Annotated in this window: 15 protein-coding genes; 3 read left to right on the top strand and 12 right to left on the bottom strand. The window is 60.3% G+C overall.

Going from position 1 to position 16,189, the window contains the following annotated elements; genetic code table 11:
- Nucleotides 1-4: 4 nt before the first annotated feature.
- From AC56QQ_RS35375 to AC56QQ_RS35360, 4 genes are all read right to left on the bottom strand, one after another.
- A complete protein-coding gene (locus AC56QQ_RS35375) occupies nt 5-946 on the bottom strand; it encodes an ABC transporter permease (RefSeq protein WP_497129365.1) in 942 nt (313 codons plus the stop codon).
- Between the two features lie 9 nt (nt 947-955).
- Entirely contained in the window at nt 956-2,461 is a 1,506-nt protein-coding gene (locus tag AC56QQ_RS35370; RefSeq protein WP_497129363.1) for a sugar ABC transporter ATP-binding protein, read from the bottom strand.
- Between the two features lie 7 nt (nt 2,462-2,468).
- Entirely contained in the window at nt 2,469-3,434 is a 966-nt protein-coding gene (locus tag AC56QQ_RS35365; protein ID WP_497129361.1) for an ABC transporter permease, read from the bottom strand.
- Nucleotides 3,435-3,508: 74 nt separating this feature from the next.
- Entirely contained in the window at nt 3,509-4,621 is a 1,113-nt protein-coding gene (locus tag AC56QQ_RS35360) for a sugar ABC transporter substrate-binding protein (RefSeq protein WP_497129359.1), read from the bottom strand.
- A 233-nt stretch (nt 4,622-4,854) separates the two neighbouring features.
- On the opposite strand from AC56QQ_RS35360, the gene AC56QQ_RS35355 reads away from it, so the two are divergent.
- Nucleotides 4,855-5,514 (top strand): TetR/AcrR family transcriptional regulator, encoded by a 660-nt coding sequence (locus AC56QQ_RS35355; protein WP_497129657.1) that lies wholly within the window; start codon nt 4,855-4,857, stop codon nt 5,512-5,514.
- Between the two features lie 414 nt (nt 5,515-5,928).
- Here AC56QQ_RS35355 and AC56QQ_RS35350 read toward each other — a convergent pair whose 3' ends face one another.
- From AC56QQ_RS35350 to AC56QQ_RS35320, 7 genes are all read right to left on the bottom strand, one after another.
- A complete protein-coding gene (locus tag AC56QQ_RS35350) occupies nt 5,929-7,524 on the bottom strand; it encodes an acyl-CoA synthetase (RefSeq protein ID WP_497129655.1) in 1,596 nt (531 codons plus the stop codon).
- Nucleotides 7,521-8,690, bottom strand: coding sequence for an acetyl-CoA acetyltransferase (locus tag AC56QQ_RS35345; protein ID WP_497129653.1), 1,170 nt, complete (start codon nt 8,688-8,690; stop codon nt 7,521-7,523). The genes AC56QQ_RS35350 and AC56QQ_RS35345 overlap by 4 nt, the downstream gene beginning before the upstream one ends.
- A gap of 78 nt (nt 8,691-8,768) precedes the next feature.
- The gene (locus AC56QQ_RS35340) at nt 8,769-10,133 is read right to left on the bottom strand and encodes an aminotransferase family protein (RefSeq protein ID WP_497129651.1); all 1,365 of its coding nucleotides are present in this window, start codon (nt 10,131-10,133) and stop codon (nt 8,769-8,771) included.
- Nucleotides 10,134-10,170: 37 nt separating this feature from the next.
- Nucleotides 10,171-10,980, bottom strand: coding sequence for a TetR/AcrR family transcriptional regulator (locus AC56QQ_RS35335; RefSeq protein ID WP_497129649.1), 810 nt, complete (start codon nt 10,978-10,980; stop codon nt 10,171-10,173).
- Between the two features lie 11 nt (nt 10,981-10,991).
- A complete protein-coding gene (locus AC56QQ_RS35330) occupies nt 10,992-11,885 on the bottom strand; it encodes an ABC transporter ATP-binding protein (RefSeq protein WP_497129647.1) in 894 nt (297 codons plus the stop codon).
- Nucleotides 11,824-12,774 carry an ABC transporter permease gene (locus AC56QQ_RS35325; protein WP_497129645.1) on the bottom strand — a complete coding sequence of 317 codons (951 nt, stop codon included), beginning with the start codon at nt 12,772-12,774 and terminating at the stop codon, nt 11,824-11,826. The genes AC56QQ_RS35330 and AC56QQ_RS35325 overlap by 62 nt, the downstream gene beginning before the upstream one ends.
- A gap of 11 nt (nt 12,775-12,785) precedes the next feature.
- On the bottom strand, nt 12,786-13,751 hold the full coding sequence (locus AC56QQ_RS35320; RefSeq protein WP_497129643.1) for an ABC transporter substrate-binding protein: 966 nt from the start codon (nt 13,749-13,751) through the stop codon (nt 12,786-12,788).
- Between the two features lie 198 nt (nt 13,752-13,949).
- Between AC56QQ_RS35320 and AC56QQ_RS35315 the strand changes: the two genes are divergently transcribed.
- Nucleotides 13,950-14,147, top strand: coding sequence for a hypothetical protein (locus tag AC56QQ_RS35315; RefSeq protein ID WP_497129689.1), 198 nt, complete (start codon nt 13,950-13,952; stop codon nt 14,145-14,147).
- 19 nt (nt 14,148-14,166) lie between these two features.
- Complete coding sequence (locus AC56QQ_RS35310) at nt 14,167-14,886, top strand: FMN-dependent NADH-azoreductase (protein ID WP_497129641.1); 720 nt, start codon at nt 14,167-14,169, stop codon at nt 14,884-14,886.
- Nucleotides 14,887-14,970: 84 nt separating this feature from the next.
- On the opposite strand, the gene AC56QQ_RS35305 is transcribed toward AC56QQ_RS35310, so the two are convergent.
- Nucleotides 14,971-16,188 carry an ABC transporter substrate-binding protein gene (locus tag AC56QQ_RS35305; RefSeq protein ID WP_497129639.1) on the bottom strand — a complete coding sequence of 406 codons (1,218 nt, stop codon included), beginning with the start codon at nt 16,186-16,188 and terminating at the stop codon, nt 14,971-14,973.
- Nucleotide 16,189 lies beyond the last annotated feature (1 nt).

The following is a 16,189-nucleotide window of genomic DNA, read 5'->3' as shown; positions in this document are numbered from 1 at the left end:
TGCCTCACTTCACGGTCCGGAGCTTGGAACGGTCGATGGTCAACGCGATAGCGGCAATCAGCACCAGGCCAAAGATCATCTGTTGCTGCGTCGCCGCGATGCCGAAGTAGAGCATCGAGGCGCGGATGACGGCCACGATCAGCGTGCCGATCGCGGTGTTGAGCACACCGCCGACGCCACCCGTCAGCGGCGTTCCGCCTACAAGCACCGCGACGATGGCCGGCAGGAGGAAGCCGTTGGCGATCGTCGGCGCGCCGCCCGACAGCTTGACAGAGAAAAGCAGACCGGCCACCGCGGCCAGCGCTCCGGAAATGGCAAAGGCCAGGATCTTGTAGCGGGCGACGTCAAGGCCAGATGCCGCTGCCGCCCGTTCACCGGCGCCGACGGCCTTCAGAGCCCGGCCGAGTATGGTGCGCCGCTCTATGACCAGGCAGATCGCCAGCAAGCCGAGCGCAATGAAGAGTTCGTGTGGCACGATGCCCGTTCGACCGATCATCCAGCCGAAGGTTTCGTTGCGCTGCGTGGCGTCCATGTTCAGGGCTCGATTACCGGACAGCCATTGCGCCACCGAGAAGCACACGCCGCCGACGGCCAAAGTGGAGATGAAGGAGGGGACGTACATGCGGGTGGTCAGATAGCCGGAGAGGGTGCCCAGCACGAACCCTGCAAGGATGCACAGCACGGCAACCCATATGCCCAGTGACGCCAGATAGACCGAAGCGACGACGGTGATCATATTTGCCATCGATTGTGCCGAAAGGTCGATGCCGCCGATGTAGATCGCAAAGGTCAATCCAAGCGCCATGATGAACAGCGGCACGATATCGCCAGCGAGGCTCAAGAGATTGGCCGGCTTCAAGAAGCTCGGATCGGCGATGCCGACGATCGTGACCAGGATCAGAAGGGTGATCCAGGGGAAGTGCGGCTTGAGGCGTTGGATGTCCATGGAGGCCTCTCAGATCATGTAGTGCAGAAGGTCGTAGAGCGTCGGCTTGGAGCCCGGCACGCAGTCGAAGCGCTTCTGGATCTCACCGTCCTTTATGACGACGATGGTGTGGGAAAGGCCGATCGCCTCCTCAAGCGTGTCCGCAACGAGGATGACGCCGACTCCATCGTCGCACATCTCCCTGATCATGTCGTACACATCCTCCTTGGCGCCGATGTCCAGCCCGCGGGTCGGATGGTCGAGAAGCATGATGTCGGAGCCCCCCGACCGCCACTTGGCAAGCACGACCTTCTGCTGGTTGCCGCCGGAGAGATTGCCGCAATCGGCGTATTCGGAGCTTGCCTTGATGGACAGCTTATTGATCCATGTCCGGGCAAGGGCACGCTCGTTGGCCACGTCGAGCCAGCCCATCTGAGCGTAGCGCGGCATTTGCGAGAGCGTCATGTTCTCGTAGACATTCATACCGGCCACGATGCCTTCGACCTTGCGCTCGCGCGGTACATAGCCGACGCCCCGTTCCACCGCGCCGCGAGCCGTCAGCCGGGAGATGAGCTCGCCTTTGACCTTCAGGGTACCCTTGATGGGCGCTCGCATGCCGTAGATGGTTCGAAGGATCGCTTCGCGACCCGAACCCTCGGTGCCGACCAGGCACAGCACCTCTCCGGCATGCAGCGTCAGCGAGATGTCGCGGACCCGTCCAGGCAGGCTGACATCCGAGAGTTCGACCAAAGGCTTCGTTGCGTCGTAGGGCTTTTGTCGCTGCTCACGGTAGTATTCCTTGTCGACGTGGCGGCCGACCATCTTGTGCTGGATCGCCTCCGGTGTCGCCGCGCCGCGCGAGACGACATCGACCACCTGGCCATCCTTCATCACGTAGATGCGGTCGGAGAGCTCCATTACCTCGTCCATGCGATGCGACACGAAGATGAATGAAGCGCGCGTCGTCAGCTCCCGCACGAGCTTGAACAACAGCTTGACCTCTTCCTCTGCCAGCACCGAGGTCGGCTCGTCGAGCAGGACGACCAGATGGCCTTGCACCCGCTCCTCCAGGGTCAGCACCTTGGCCAGTTCCACAAGCTGGCGTTGCGCGAAGGAAAGGCTCGAGGTGACCGTGCGCGGGTCTATATCCAGCTTGACCTTGGCGAGTTGCTTCGTGGCGGCTTTGGCCATTGCCTTCCAGTTGACCACGCCCAAGCGCGAAAACTGGTCCTCATAGCCGAGGAAGATGTTCTCCATCACCGATAGGTTGGTGATCAGCGATTGCTCCTGGAACACCATCCCGATGCCCCTTTCCATCGCGTCGCGAGGGCCGCTGAACCGCACAGGCTTGCCATCGATGAGGATTTCGCCGCCATCGGGCTGGTAGGCGCCGTAAATCACCTTCATGAGCGTGGATTTGCCGGCACCATTCTCGCCCACCAGCCCGACGATCTCGCCGCGACTGATGGAGAAGTCGACCGATTTCAGCGCCCTGACACCCGGAAACTTCTTTTCGACGGCTCTCAATTCATACATGGCGCCCTCACTTGACGAACGCGACCGAGCGCCGGTCTGTCGACAGGATGACCGCGATGATGACGAGCAGTCCGAGAACGGCGGCCTGCAGGAAGTCGGGCAGGCCGATGACCACCATGCCGTTGTTGATCACGGCGACGATCAGAACGCCGACGAGCGTGTTCCATACGCCGCCGACGCCGCCCCACAGCGCCACGCCGCCAACCACGACCGAGGTGATGGACACGAACATGAAGTTCGATCCGGTGACCGACTCGGCTTGACCAAGCTTGGCCACCTGCAGGATCGCGGCTATGGCGTAGAAGAAGCCGGCAAGCGAAAACCCCGCCATCCGCACTTGCTGCACCCGGACACCCGAGGCATGGGCAAGGTCCTCGCCGCCGCCGACGGCATAGAAATAGCGCCCAAGGCGGGTGTGTGCCTGGATGAACCAGGCAAGGACGAGGCACAGGCCCGCGACATAGACCATCAGCGGGAAACCGAGAATGCGCCAGGTCAGCAGGGCGCGGAACGTCGGATCTTCGAACTTGACGATATCGCCGCCGGTCAGGAGGATCGCGGCGCCAGTGCCCACGAACCCGAGCGCGAGGCTCGCCATGAAGGATGGTATCTTCAGCTTGACGTGAATGAGACCGTTGACCAGACCGATCGCGGCCCCGACGACGAGAACGACCGGGATTGCGATCCAGCCGCCCGAGGCCAGCGTTCCGCCGAGCGCCAGCATCAGGAAGCAGAACAGGACAGCTGTCAGGGAAACGACGCCCTCCATGGAAAGGTCGATGGAGCCCATGATGATGATGAAGGTTACCCCGATCGCCACCATGAGCGCGGGCGCGGCTGCAATCGTGATGCGCGCGAAGTTACGCTGCGACAGGAATGAGGGGTTGATCGCCGTGAACAGAATTACGAGCGCGAGAAGCACCAGGAATGGCGCCCAGCGGATCGCGTTCTCGCGCGTGAGGATGCGTGGCAACTTCGGCCTCCCGTCCAAGCATGCCGTGAATAGGAGAGCGGCCCGTTTCAGGGCCGCTCAATCGAGCTTTTCGCCTACTTGTACTTGATCTGCCCGTTGCTCGGGCCCCAGAAGTCCTTCCAGTTATAGGAAGGAACAGCGTCAAGGTACTTGGCCTTGAAATCCGCCGCATCCTTTTTGGTGACGAGGACCGTCGGGCCGTAGAATTCGCGGTGTTCCTTCGGCTCCTCCGACGGCTTGAAGGCGCCGGTCGCGGCGTAGTAGGCAAGCGCCGCCGTGATCCCGCCGCCCCAGTGCGGATTGGTGAAGACGGTCGCCAGAAGCTTGCCGTCCATGACAAGCTTCACCGCCTCGGGATTTCCGTCATAGGCGACAATCGGCATGTTTTCGATGCCTTCGGCGCGCAGTGCTTCGATGACGCCATAGGCGATATTGTCATTGGCACAGTGAACGCCGGTGATCTTGTCGCCGAAGCGCGTCAGGAAGGACGCCATCAGCTCCGTGCCCTTGGTCGTGTCCCAATCGGCGGGCTGGGCGTCGAGAAGCTCGATGTTGGGAAAATCCTTCAGTGCATTCTTCAAGCCGTTGAGACGTTCGATGGCCGGATTGTTGGCGGCAATGCCGCCCAGATGCACGACGCCACCCTTGCCACCCATGGCCTCGAACAGGATACGCGCCGTCTGCTCGGCCGGCTTTTCGTCCGACCAGGTCATATGCGAGACGTAGTTGTCGCCGACGTCCCACGGATGCAGGTCGTCGGTCTTGTTCCAGATGGTGGAAATGTAGGCGCCGGCATCCCGCACAGCCTCAACCACAGGACGTGCGTTCGGGCTGTCATTGGCATCGCAGGCGATTGCGCATTTGCCGTTGGTTTTCGCAAGAAACGCCTTGATGTCAGCCAGCGACTTTTCGGAGGATCCCTCGTTGATCAGAGAGACGAGGGAATCCTTCGGCTTGCCGAGAGATTCCACGAAAGCCTCTCCACCCGACACGATCGAGTTCCAGTAAGCTGAGGCGCGGTCGCGGTAGGACCAGGCGATCGCCGGGTCTGTGAGAGCCGCTTGAGCGGTGCCGCCACCCAATCCGAATGGCACGGCCATGGCTCCCATGCCGGCAGCCGTGGCGAATAAGAAATTGCGCCGATTGATGGTCTCGCGCTCGATGAAATCCTTGATGAAAGTCGACATGCTACCTCCCATTTGGCAACGACCCGCAGGCGCGGGCATTTATTGAGCAACGTCGAGAAGCGTCGCCGTTCAGTCGGCACTCCCAGTCGCTTAATGCACTATCTAGTTACTTCTTTGGAGTGCGCGAGTCAAGCGGCAGCCCTATCCATGGCCTGTTGACTTCTCAGCCAATTGAACTGACTTTCAGCGACATCAGCACAGTCGCCTGCACGGTAACCAAGGGAGCGGCCGAAGTGGACGCCACGTCCGAGAAATCAAAAAATGGCGCTAAGAAGAGGCGACCGCGCGATGCCGAAGCGACCAAGCTTCGCATCCTGGAGGCGGCAAAGAGTGATTTCGCCAAGAATGGCCTCGGCGGTGCGCGCGTTGATGTCATCGCTGCGAAGGCCAAGGCCAACAAGCGTATGATTTATCACTATTTCGGCAGCAAGGATAACCTCTTCCAGACCGTCATTGAAAATGCCTACCTCGACATTCGGACGGCCGAGCAGAAGCTCCATCTGGACGATTTGGAGCCCAGGGACGCTCTTGAGCGCCTTGTTCGATTCACATGGCAATATTACTTGAAAAACCCCGAATTTATCACGTTGATCAACAGCGAGAATCTTCACCGGGCCAAGCATGTGAAGAAGTCTCAGTTGATCAAGACGGCGAGCCGTAAATTTGTTGCGATGGTCTCAAGCATACTCGAAAGAGGCGTGATCAGCGGAGATTTCAGACCGGGGATCGACCCCGTTCAACTGAACATTACTATCGCCGCAATTGGATATTATTACCTAACGAACCGCTTCACCGGCTCAATTATTTTCGAGCGTGACCTGATGGACAGGGACGCCTTAGATGAGCGCTTAGAATTTAATATCGACACCATTATGAGGCTTGTGAGTGCCTAGCTTTTTTGAGCGCTTTTCGTTGCCGGCGGAAGAAGCGCCCCCGGGCGAGGTCGGCGACCTTCATACTCACGGGGTCTGAACGAGAGGGTACGGCATGCCGCCAACCAAGCCATGCTCGCCAGCGCCTATCTGCAGCTCCTTGACATAGAAGACACCGAGTGATTGGGCTACTGCTGCAAGTGCCAGCATCTCCTGGCCTCAAGCGGCCGCGAGAGTAAGTAGACGTCGCCCTGCGAAGTTCTTCAGCAACATCAACCTGTCATGACGCTACTTGGAGCGGCTGAACGTCTGCTCCCGCAGATATTGCGCCAGAAGCAGCTAGTCCGCTATCGGCCCCTCAACCGACGCACGCTCCAGCCTTCTCGACTAGCATGGTTTATGGTCTGACCAGAAAACGTTTATGATCGGCGTCGATTAGATCTGGCTGGCGAGCAATTCCTTGATCGTCTTCTTGACCACTTTCCCATAACCGGACTTTGGCAGCTCCCTCCAGAACAGATAGCGCTTCGGCAGCTTATAGCGTGCAATCTTGTCGACCAGCCAAGCATCGATGTCCAACGTTGCGACGTCGGTGCCGGGCGCGGCGACACAAACGGCGACCCCAACTTCGCCCCAAATTGGGTCCGGGAATCCTAGTACCGCCACCTCGCTGATGCCGGGATGGATGAGGATCTTCTCCTCGATTTCGCGGGGGTAGATGTTCGAACCACCGGAAATATACATGTCTGACGCTCGGCCGGTAATATATAGAAAGCCTTCCTTATCCATGTGCCCGACGTCACCGGTGCAGAACCAACCATCCCGAAAAGCCTTTAGGTTCGCTTCTGGATCGTTGAAGTAGCCGGGGAACACAGCAGGGCCAATCACGCAAATTTCTCCCGTCTCGCCGAGTTCCAGCTCCTTGCCCTCGGGTGATTTGATGGCAACCCGCATCCCTGTTCGCTCGAAGCCACAAGTGCCGATCCTCGCATCGGGACCGTCACCCATCTGATGGTGATTGGGCGGGAGCACCGTGATGTTGCCTGTCACCTCGCCCAGCCCGAAATACTGGACCAGAACATGCCCGAGCTTCGTCAGGGCGTGCTCTTGATCCGTGCGATACATCGGGGCTCCAGCATAGATGACATGTCGGAGCGACGAGTGGTCATACCGATCCACAGCTGGATGCTCGACGAGCATTTTAAGGATTGTCGGGACGGTGAAGACGTTGGTGATGCGCCACTTCTCAATCAGGGCCCACGCTGCTTCGATGTCGAAGCGATCTGTCGCCAGAAGCACCGTCTTGGCGCCTCGCGCCACTTGTGTCAGCTGGTGGACGCCTGCGCCGTGAGACAGTGGTGCCACCACCAGCGATGCGTCGTCCTCTGTCGTCCCCGGCATGAGATCGCAAAGGTGGTTGGTGATCACAAACGCCATCTGGCCATGCGTCAGAACCGCTGCCTTTGGCCGGCCTGTCGTGCCGGACGTAAACAGGAACCAGCAGGGGTCGTCCCGGTCTACTGTCGCCGTTTCGACATGTCTGTCGTCATGCTGCAAAACGACACTATCGTAGTCAGGACCGTATTCGGATTCGCCGATCGATATAAAAAAGCGAAGAGGCGCACTGGAAGCAGCGCAAGCGCTCTGATGGTGAGCAAACATGTTGCCGCAGATCATTCCCACGGCACCACTTGACTCTGCCTGGTAGGCCACTTCCTCCGGTGTTTGCCGGAAATTGGTTGGCACCCAGACCGCACCGATGCGGAAGCAGGCGAACATGGACTCGAACATCTGGTTGCAGTTTTGCGACTGCACCAGAACGCGATCGCCTTTCTTGACCCCATAGGTCTCGGCAAGGGCAAAAGACATTGCATCGATCCGCCGATCAATTTCGCGCCAAGTCCAGCTCTTGTCTCCCCAGACAAATCCAATCCGTTCGGGAAGTCGGCGCGCCGCCTGGGTGACGAAATGCGACAGGTTCATCACCCGCGTCGACACCGGTTCAATCGGACCTGCGGTTCCCCCGTTCATCGCACCCGCTCCACGATCGAGACGTAGTTGGTGACCGCGGCACCGCCCATATTGAAGACGCCGGCAATGCTGGCATCGGGGACCTGCATTCCGCCGGCCTCGTTCATCAGTTGCTGTGCCGCCATCACATGCATCGAGACGCCGGTCGCGCCGAGCGGATGGCCTCTGGCCTTGAGGCCGCCAGATGGATTCACCGGCAGCCGGCCGGAGCGTTCCGCAACCCCCTCGCGCACGATGCGAAACCCTTGACCTGGCAACGCCAGCCCCATCGCCTCGTATTCGATCAGTTCCGCGATGGTGAAACAGTCGTGTGTCTCGACAAGGTCGAGATCATCCATGGTCAACATGGAGGAATCGAGCGCCGTTACCCAAGCTCGTCTCGCACCATCAAAGGCGATGGGATCGCGCCGGCTTAGCGCCATGAAGTCGTTGGCATGGCTTCTGCCGCGAAATGCGATCGCTCGAGACATGTGGGACGCTGCCTCCTCGTCTGCTATGACGATGGCTACCGCTCCGTCTGAAACCAGGGAGCAATCGGTTCGCCTTAGGGGAACGGCGACATAGGGGTTGCGCTCCGACACCGTGTTGCAGAAGTCGAAGCCCAGATCCTTGCGCATATGCGCGACCGGATTGGCGACGCCGTTGCGATGGTTCTTCGCGGCGATCATCGCAAGTTCCTCGGATCTGTCGCCATGGCGCTGAAAATAGGTCTGCGCGATGCGTCCGAACACACCCGCGAAACCGCCCTCGACGTCTGCTTCTTCCTTGCGATAGCAGCCCGACATCAGGACATCGCCGACCTCGCTGGAGGGCAGGCCGGTCATCTTTTCAGCGCCGATCACCAAGGCGATGCGTCCGCGACCGGCCTCGATAAAATCGAGAGCACCAAAAAGAGCGGCTGAACCGGTCGCGCAGGCATTTTCGAAACGCACCGCAGGCGTCATTGCGAGTTCGTGATTGCTCATCCCGACAAGGGCTGCCTGGAAATCCTGTCGGGAGAACCCATTGTTGTAGACGCCAACGAAGATGCCATCGACGTCGGCGGATCCGACGCCGGCATGGGTAAGTGCCGGGCCAGCGACCTCCGCCATCAACGTTTCGGTGTCCGGGGCGGCGGACTTCCCGAAATTGCTGTGAGCCCACCCGATCATCTGTGCTTTGCCCATGCCTCTTCCTTTCGGCACTCGACGAGCGCCGTTCAATCAGCCAGTTCTCTGATTGCGGCAACGCTGCCGCCACTGCGTTCAGGCGCTTGCGCGCAATTCCGGCTTCGCCGAAATCTCTCTCTCGAAAGCGCGGATGCTGGCGGTGAACGACTCCATCATTTCCTCGATTTCAGCTTCGCTGATCGTCAGCGGAGGGCAGACCATCAGCCATTCTCCAAACGAACCGCCGGCGGTGCGCCGCGAGAACAACAGCAGTCCGTGGTCGCGGCAGATCATTCCGATCCGCTCGCTCGCCCGCATTTCCGCCGCGAACGGTTCCTTGGTGACCTGGTCTGCGACGATCTCCACGGCCATATGCAGTCCAAGCCCTCGGATGTCGCCGATGATGCCGGTCTTGCCCTTGATGTCCTCCAATCGGGACTTGATCAGCGCGCCCAAATTCCGCGACCGCTCCATCAGACCGTCTTCCTCGACAACCCTCAGAACCATGTCGGATGCAGCACAGCTGACGGGATTGGCCGAGTAGGTATGGCCGTGCTTGAAGCCGCCGGAACGGCGCACATCGCTCACCATGTCTGCTGACGCCAAGACCACGCCGAGTGGTGCATAGGAGCCGCTGACGCCCTTTGCGAGCGTGACGATATCGGGCCGGCAATCCGGCCAATGATGGCCGGCGAGAAACTTGCCCGTCCTGCCAGCGCCGCTCATGATCTCGTCGTAGATCAGCATGACGCCATAGCGATCACATATCTCCCGGATGCGGGTGGAATAGCTGTCCGGGGACACCAGGGCTCCGGTCGACACGCCACCGACTGGTTCGATCATGAAGGCGAGGATGGTTTCGGGACCTTCCCTGAGGATCGTTTCTTCCAGCTGCCGCACACAGCGGTCGACGACATCCTCTTCACTTTCGCCGGCCGGGCGCCGATACATCAACGGCGCGTCGATCTTTGGCATGTCGACAAACATCGGCCTGTAGGCTGCCGCATAGTCGGGGTCACCGGTGATGCCGAGAAGGGCGGTCGTTGCACCATGATAGGAAGGAACGCGGCTGATGATCTTGAAGCGTGATGCCTGACCCCGCGCCACCGCCACCTGACGCGCGAATTTGATCGCGGCCTCATTGGCCTCCGAGCCGCCGGAGACGAAGAACGCGGCGCCATAATTCCAGTTGCTCAAGCGCTCGAGTCTGGAGGCAAGCCGCTCATTCGGGTCGTTGTCCCATCTCATGCTGTGCGCGTAGATGATGCGCCCCATCTGGTCGCGCATCGCTTCCAGGACCCTGGGATGGGCATGGCCGACATTAACCGAAATGGCGCCCGACGATCCGTCGAGCAGACGGCGACCGGTGCTGTCCCAGATATAGATGCCCTCACCACGGACGACTTTCGGGAATTCTTTCGTGCCTTCGGGCGTGATGAAATGCTGATAGCGCAGTGTCATGAGTATCCTCGCAATGTTGCCTGCGTGGCGGGTCTTTTCAGGACCGCTTGGCAGGGTAAGAGAAACCATTGAGTGGGGAATTCGCTGTCAGCAGCTTCGGGTCGGGGTCGGATCCGAACAGCATGCGATGGCGGGTAAAGGCTAGGAGCTCCGCCACGTGCTCGTCATTGCGCGGATCGTCGGGGAACGCCGCGCCAAAAATCTCGTCGACATAGATACGGGTCATGATCTCGTCGGCCAACGCACTCGTTGCGTGCCCAATAAATCGGTCGAACGCTGCGGGAACAGGCTGCTTCGCATGATCCCTCGCGATGGCCGAAAGTATTTCCGCCCACTGGGCTGTCAGCCTCAGCCAGACCGCGTTGGCTTCCGCGTCCTGACGCTTCATCTGGAACAGCGACCGGAAGAACATCCGACGGCGTCGGAACGCTCCCACGATTTCGACGAATGTCGCCTTCATCTGGGAGAACAGGTCGACAAATTCGTCGCCTTCGGGAATTGCCGGCGCGATGTCGACCGCGGCGAACTCCGAGAAGACCTCAAGCACCAGGTCGCGGATGCTGTCGAAATGCAGGTAGAACGTCCCTGCCGCGACCTTTGCCTTGCCGGTCACCGAGCCAATCGTCAGGCTGGCAAGATCGCTTTCCGTCAAGCAATCGAACGCCGCCCGCTTCAGTTTTGCCCGGGTCCGCGCACTCTTGCCTTCGCCACCCGCGCCCTTGATCTGCGCATTGAGCGCGGCGACGTAGCGATCACCCAATGCCAAATGCGGTCCGGCGAGGGCCGCCTCACTCCGGCCTGACGAGGGTCCGGCCGGCGAGGCCTTTGGCGCGTTCCGATCCGTCATCTTGTCCCTCATCAGGAAGCCGCCGCAAGGAGCGTGCGGTCAGGCAGTGCCTCACCGACCAGTCTCTCGAATTGGACGGCCAACTCGGCCAGGTCGAGCGCTGCTTTCTTCTCCCCAGACAGATCCATCACCACCTTGCCGCGATGCATCATCAGCACGCGATCCGTGTGGCTGAGCGCATGACCAAGATCATGCGTGACCATGACCGTCGTGATATCTTGCGCGCGCACGATCTCCTCGGTGACGTCAGCCACGATGTTCGCGCGCTTGGGATCGAGCGCCGACACATGCTCATCGAGCAGCAGAACGCGCGGATTGCGGACCGCGGCCATCGCCATCGCCACTGCCTGGCGTTGCCCTCCGGACAGAGTGCCCGTCGATTCGCCGAGCCGATCTTCCAGTCCCATGCCAAATCGCTGAAGCGCGCTTCTCGCGGCCAGCCTCACGCTAGCGCGGTCATAGCGGCGAAGACGAAAGGCACGCTCCTTGCCCATCACGGCGAGCGCAAAATTCTCCTCGATACTGAGTGAGGACAGCACGTTGTGCTCGGGGTTCTGGCGAACGAGGGCAATCTTGGAAGCCCTCTGCCATGAGGGCTTCTCGCTCATGTCCTCGTCGTCAATCGTAAGCGATCCCTCATCGAGTAGCAGCGTCCCCATGAGAATGGACAACAAGGTTGACTTGCCAGCGCCATTGGACCCGATCAGCGCGACGTAGGAGCCGCGCGCGATATCGAGGGTCAGATCATCCAGCGCGGTGAAGACTTCCTTTTTGCCAAGGCCGGCAAAGCGTTTCGTCGCGTGGCGAAGACGGATCGCTGGTGGTGCGCCACCAATGCGTCGCTCAGAGCAGGGTGGTGACACGATCGTTCTCCAAGAATTGCAAATGTTTGCGCCGACGGGCACGCCAGCCTTCGAACCCGGAAATCGTAAGCGTGCCCTTGCCGTGGATGCGGGCCGCGATGAACGCGAAGACCAGCAACGCCGTGATCAGCCGAACGGAGTTGGGCGGAATGCCCATTCTGAGGCTGAGCGCCACGATACAGCGATAGATGATGACGCCGATGATGACGGAGGTCACCCCGACAGCGACCTTGTCGGAACGAATGACACTGGTCCCGATCGTCAAGGCCGCCAGGCCGACCACGATCACGCCGCCCTGGATGGAGACATCCATAAACCCTTGGCTCTGCGCCACCAGCGCCCCCGATGCGGCCGCCAATGAATTAGCCAGCATGAGGCCAAGAACCTGGTGCATCTCCGTGCGGATGCCGAGGCTGCGCGCGGTCTGTATGTTCAGCCCACTTGCGCGCGTCGCGAGGCCGTATCCGGTGTGCAGGAGCCAGACCAGGAGAGTGGCGAAAATCAAGGTGACACCACCCGCCACAAGTATCGAAGCGGACTGGTTGCCGAGGCCCAGATGCTCGGCCCAGGTGAACAACGTTTCCACCCGCACGAGAGAGACATTACCCGTGCCCATCACCGCGATGCTGACGGACCATGCCGCCGTGGTCATCAGAATGCCCGCGAGCAGAACGTTCATCTGCAGGATCACGTGCAGCAGAGCCGTCACAAGTCCGGCAAGCGCGCCGGCACACATGCCGAGCCACAGCGAGCTGATCGGATCGAACCCCATGAGGAGACTGCTTGCCGCGGCTGCACCACCAAGGCCGAAGGAGCCTTCAAGGGTAAGATCCGGCAGGCTCAGCACGTTGATCGCTAGGTAAATCCCAAGCGCCAACGGTCCATAGAGAAGCCCGATCTGGGCTCCGATCACAAGCACATCGATGAGCATCGAAATTCGCCTCAGTAGGTTTTGACTGCCGAGGTCATCATAGTCTCGGGAATCTTGAGCCCCAAAGCGCCCGCTTCGGTCTTGTTGATCTCGAAGCCGGCAATCTTGGGGATGATCACCGGTGTCGTTGCGGGGCTGGCGCCCTTCAGCACCGCCACCACAAGGTCGGCTGCCTTCTCCCCGACGGTCACATAACTGTAGCTGCCCGCCAGGATCGCGCCACCCTTGACGGCATCGGATGTGCAGCCGAACACGGGAAGCTTGGCGTCCTTGGCGACCTTCAGCGCTCCGGCCATGCCCGAGATCGTCGTCGTGTCACAGGGAAACTCGATCGCCTGAACGCGCCCTACAAGAGATTGCGCCGCCTGGGTGGTTTCACCGGCATTGGCGATACCCGCGGTTACGTGCTTCAAGCCTTTGCTTTCAATGTGCGCGACAGCGCGCGCCGCCAGCGGATCGCCTGCGGGATCACCAACCTTGTAGATAAGACCGATTGTCTCGATCGTCGGCAGAATACTCAACATGCCGTCGATTTCCGATTCGACGGGAAGAGGATCCGAGACTCCGGTCATGTTGCCGCCGGGCTTGTCGAGCGACTGCACAATACCGGCCTCGACCGGGGTTGACACGCCGACGAACACTACAGGCACGGTTTTGGTCGCCTGCTGTATGGATTGAGCTGCGGCGGTGCCAATGACGACGATGAGATCGCAGCCACCAGTGGCAAATTGCTGCGCGATCGTCTGTTGTGTAGCGGCGTCAGCCTCGGGGTTCTGGATATTTTGAACCACCTTTTCACCGCCCGAAGCCTTAAGCCCATCGTTCATGCCTTTGAGGATGTCGTCGATGACGGGTGCGGACGCATATCTGTTCACACAGACTGTTTTGCCAGAAAGCGCTGCATCCTCCGCATTCGCAATTCCCGAGCCTGCGAGAGTCAATCCTGCAACCGTCGACAGTGCGATCAGTGACTTCATGTCAGTTCCCCATGTTTGGCGCGCCTTTTGCGGCGCTTGTCTGTTTCAATTATGAAAATGAATACAGTTTCATAATTTGTCAATCCGCACAGCCAAAGATTTACTGACGGAGGCCTTATCAATGGCCCGGCGCCTCGGAGGTCTCCGCGGTCTTGATGCTGAGAAGCCGGCTGAGCGGGACCTGTTGGGATCGAAATTGTGGCGATCAACGGGTTAGACTTGGCACCGCAGGTTGTTGAGGGGTGGACTCGCAAGTCCGCCGGCGACGCGCTGCGTTTCGGCGTGCGGCCGGAAGATCCGATCGTCGCCACCGGTGCAGACTATCTCTTCGAGGGGACGGTGGATTATGTCGAGCAGCTCCCAATTCGGTCAGGCACGGTTGAGCGCAATTCATAGGCGCTTGAGGAGTTCGATTTTGCGCTTGAGGAGACACCACGGTAACCCGGCCTTCTTCAGCTTAGAGGTGGCCCTGATGAAAAAGCCTACGATACTGCACATAGATTCGAGCGCTCGCGTCGCACGGTCGCACTCCCGCCGGCTTGGCAGGATATTTGTAGAGGCCTGGCTCGCCGAGCGTGGTCAGGATGAAGTCATCTACCGCGACGTCGGCACCAATCCGCCACCGTTCATGACCCAGGACTGGATTGCCGCTGCTTTCACCAGGCCCGAGGCGCGCACCGACGCCATGAAGGCGACGCTTGCCTGTTCCGACGAACTTATCGACGAAGTCGAAAAGGCCGATGTGATTGTGCTCGGGGCGCCGATGTACAACTACAACATGCCGGCGGCTCTCAAGGCCTGGTTCGACCAGATCGCGCGGATCGGACGCACTTTTTCTTTTGACCTCACGCGCGGCGACTTCCCGATAGAGCCAATTCTGCGGGATAAGACATTGGTGGTGGTGTCTTCGCGGGGTGAATTCGGTTTCGAGGACGGCATCCGGCGGCACATGAATGCGCTCGATCCCGGCATCGCGGCATGCGCACATTATCTAGGCGCGTCCCGCATTCACACGATATCGGCAGAATATGAAGAATTTGGCGGCGAGCGCCGCGCGAAATCGGTCGAACAGGCAGAAGCGAAAGCAAAGGCGCTGGCCATTTCTATCGCTTCGGGCCTCAAGGCGGCCGCCTGAGGCCTGCAACGAGCCGCCGCCCCAACGCGTTGCGGCGGCAATGCCCGCGTGCTGCGGGCAACATCAACCCTCGCCATCACCAAGTCAGTGGCGAAAGCTGAGGAAATCATGCCAGCGCCTGACCAGGTAATTGTGCTCGTCCATTACCGCATTCCAGATGGCTATCCTTGATACGCGCTCCTGATAGGAGCCTCCCTCCCTGACATGGCCCCGCCCGATGACGGGGTCACCGAATGGGCCGGCAAGATCCTCCGCGGCAGGCAGGCCCCCGTACCAGTAGTCCCATTCCGCGGCCTTCAGGTGCTTGCGGACAAGTTCAGGGGCAGAGAAGTAGTAGCCATGGCGGGCCACGACCGCGCCAGGCCAGCCGTCCAGCCACCAGTTCATATACTCATAGGCCATGTCGAGAGCGTAACCTTCGGTGTGTCGCGATATCGCCATGCCGCCAAACCAGCCGCGATATCCCTCCCTGGGCACCGCGGTCCTGATGTCGACGCCCCGCAGTGCCGGCAACACCAACGCCGAGGACCAGATGCTGCCGATGCGGGCGCGGCCTCTTGCGAACAGCTCGGCTGATTGTGACTGGGTTTCCCAGAAATGGGGAAAATGGCCGCGTCGGCGCAATGACATGAGAACACTCATCAGGCTGTCGATTTCGGCGACAGACAGATTGCCAGGGTCGCGGAACTGGACCAGACCGGCAGCCTGAACGGCCAAAATGGCATCGATGGCGCCAATAGAAGCATTGCTCTGCAGGGTCACGCGCTTCCAGGCTGGATCGAGCAGCCATGACCAGCTCTCCGCGCCAATATCCGCTCCATCCGGCAGCAGTTCGCGGCGATAACCGAAGCTGTCGGCACAATGGCTCAGCGGCAGCATGCTGATCCGCTCGCCTGGCGTTTCGGCGAGGCGACCGTCCCCCTGCACGTAAAGCAGCCTGTTCGGCCCGCCGCCTGGCACCGGCGGCAGGGCTGTGTCCGCCTTGCCGGTGCGGGCGAGTGGACCGACATCGCTCCACCTTCTGATCCGGTCGAGCTCGATCGGACGGATGGAATGAGCAGTCCAGACGAATTCGAGATTGTGGAACCACTGATCGTAGACGTCGAAGCTTTCGGGCGCGACGACACCGACCTGGTGGGCCACGTTCCCATCAAGCACCTTACCCTCGACTGCGAAGCCGAGATCGGCCTTCGCCTGCCGAAGGATGGGGTCCAGCACCGTGGATGCGGTGCCAAGCACCCGCAGAATACGTGGCTTGGTGTGAACGGCAGGACGGGAGAGCGGATCGTGGGCGGCGGGCATG

This window comes from Mesorhizobium sp. RCAM 05099, from assembly GCF_059683685.1.
This window is presented reverse-complemented; position numbering and strand designations above follow the sequence as displayed.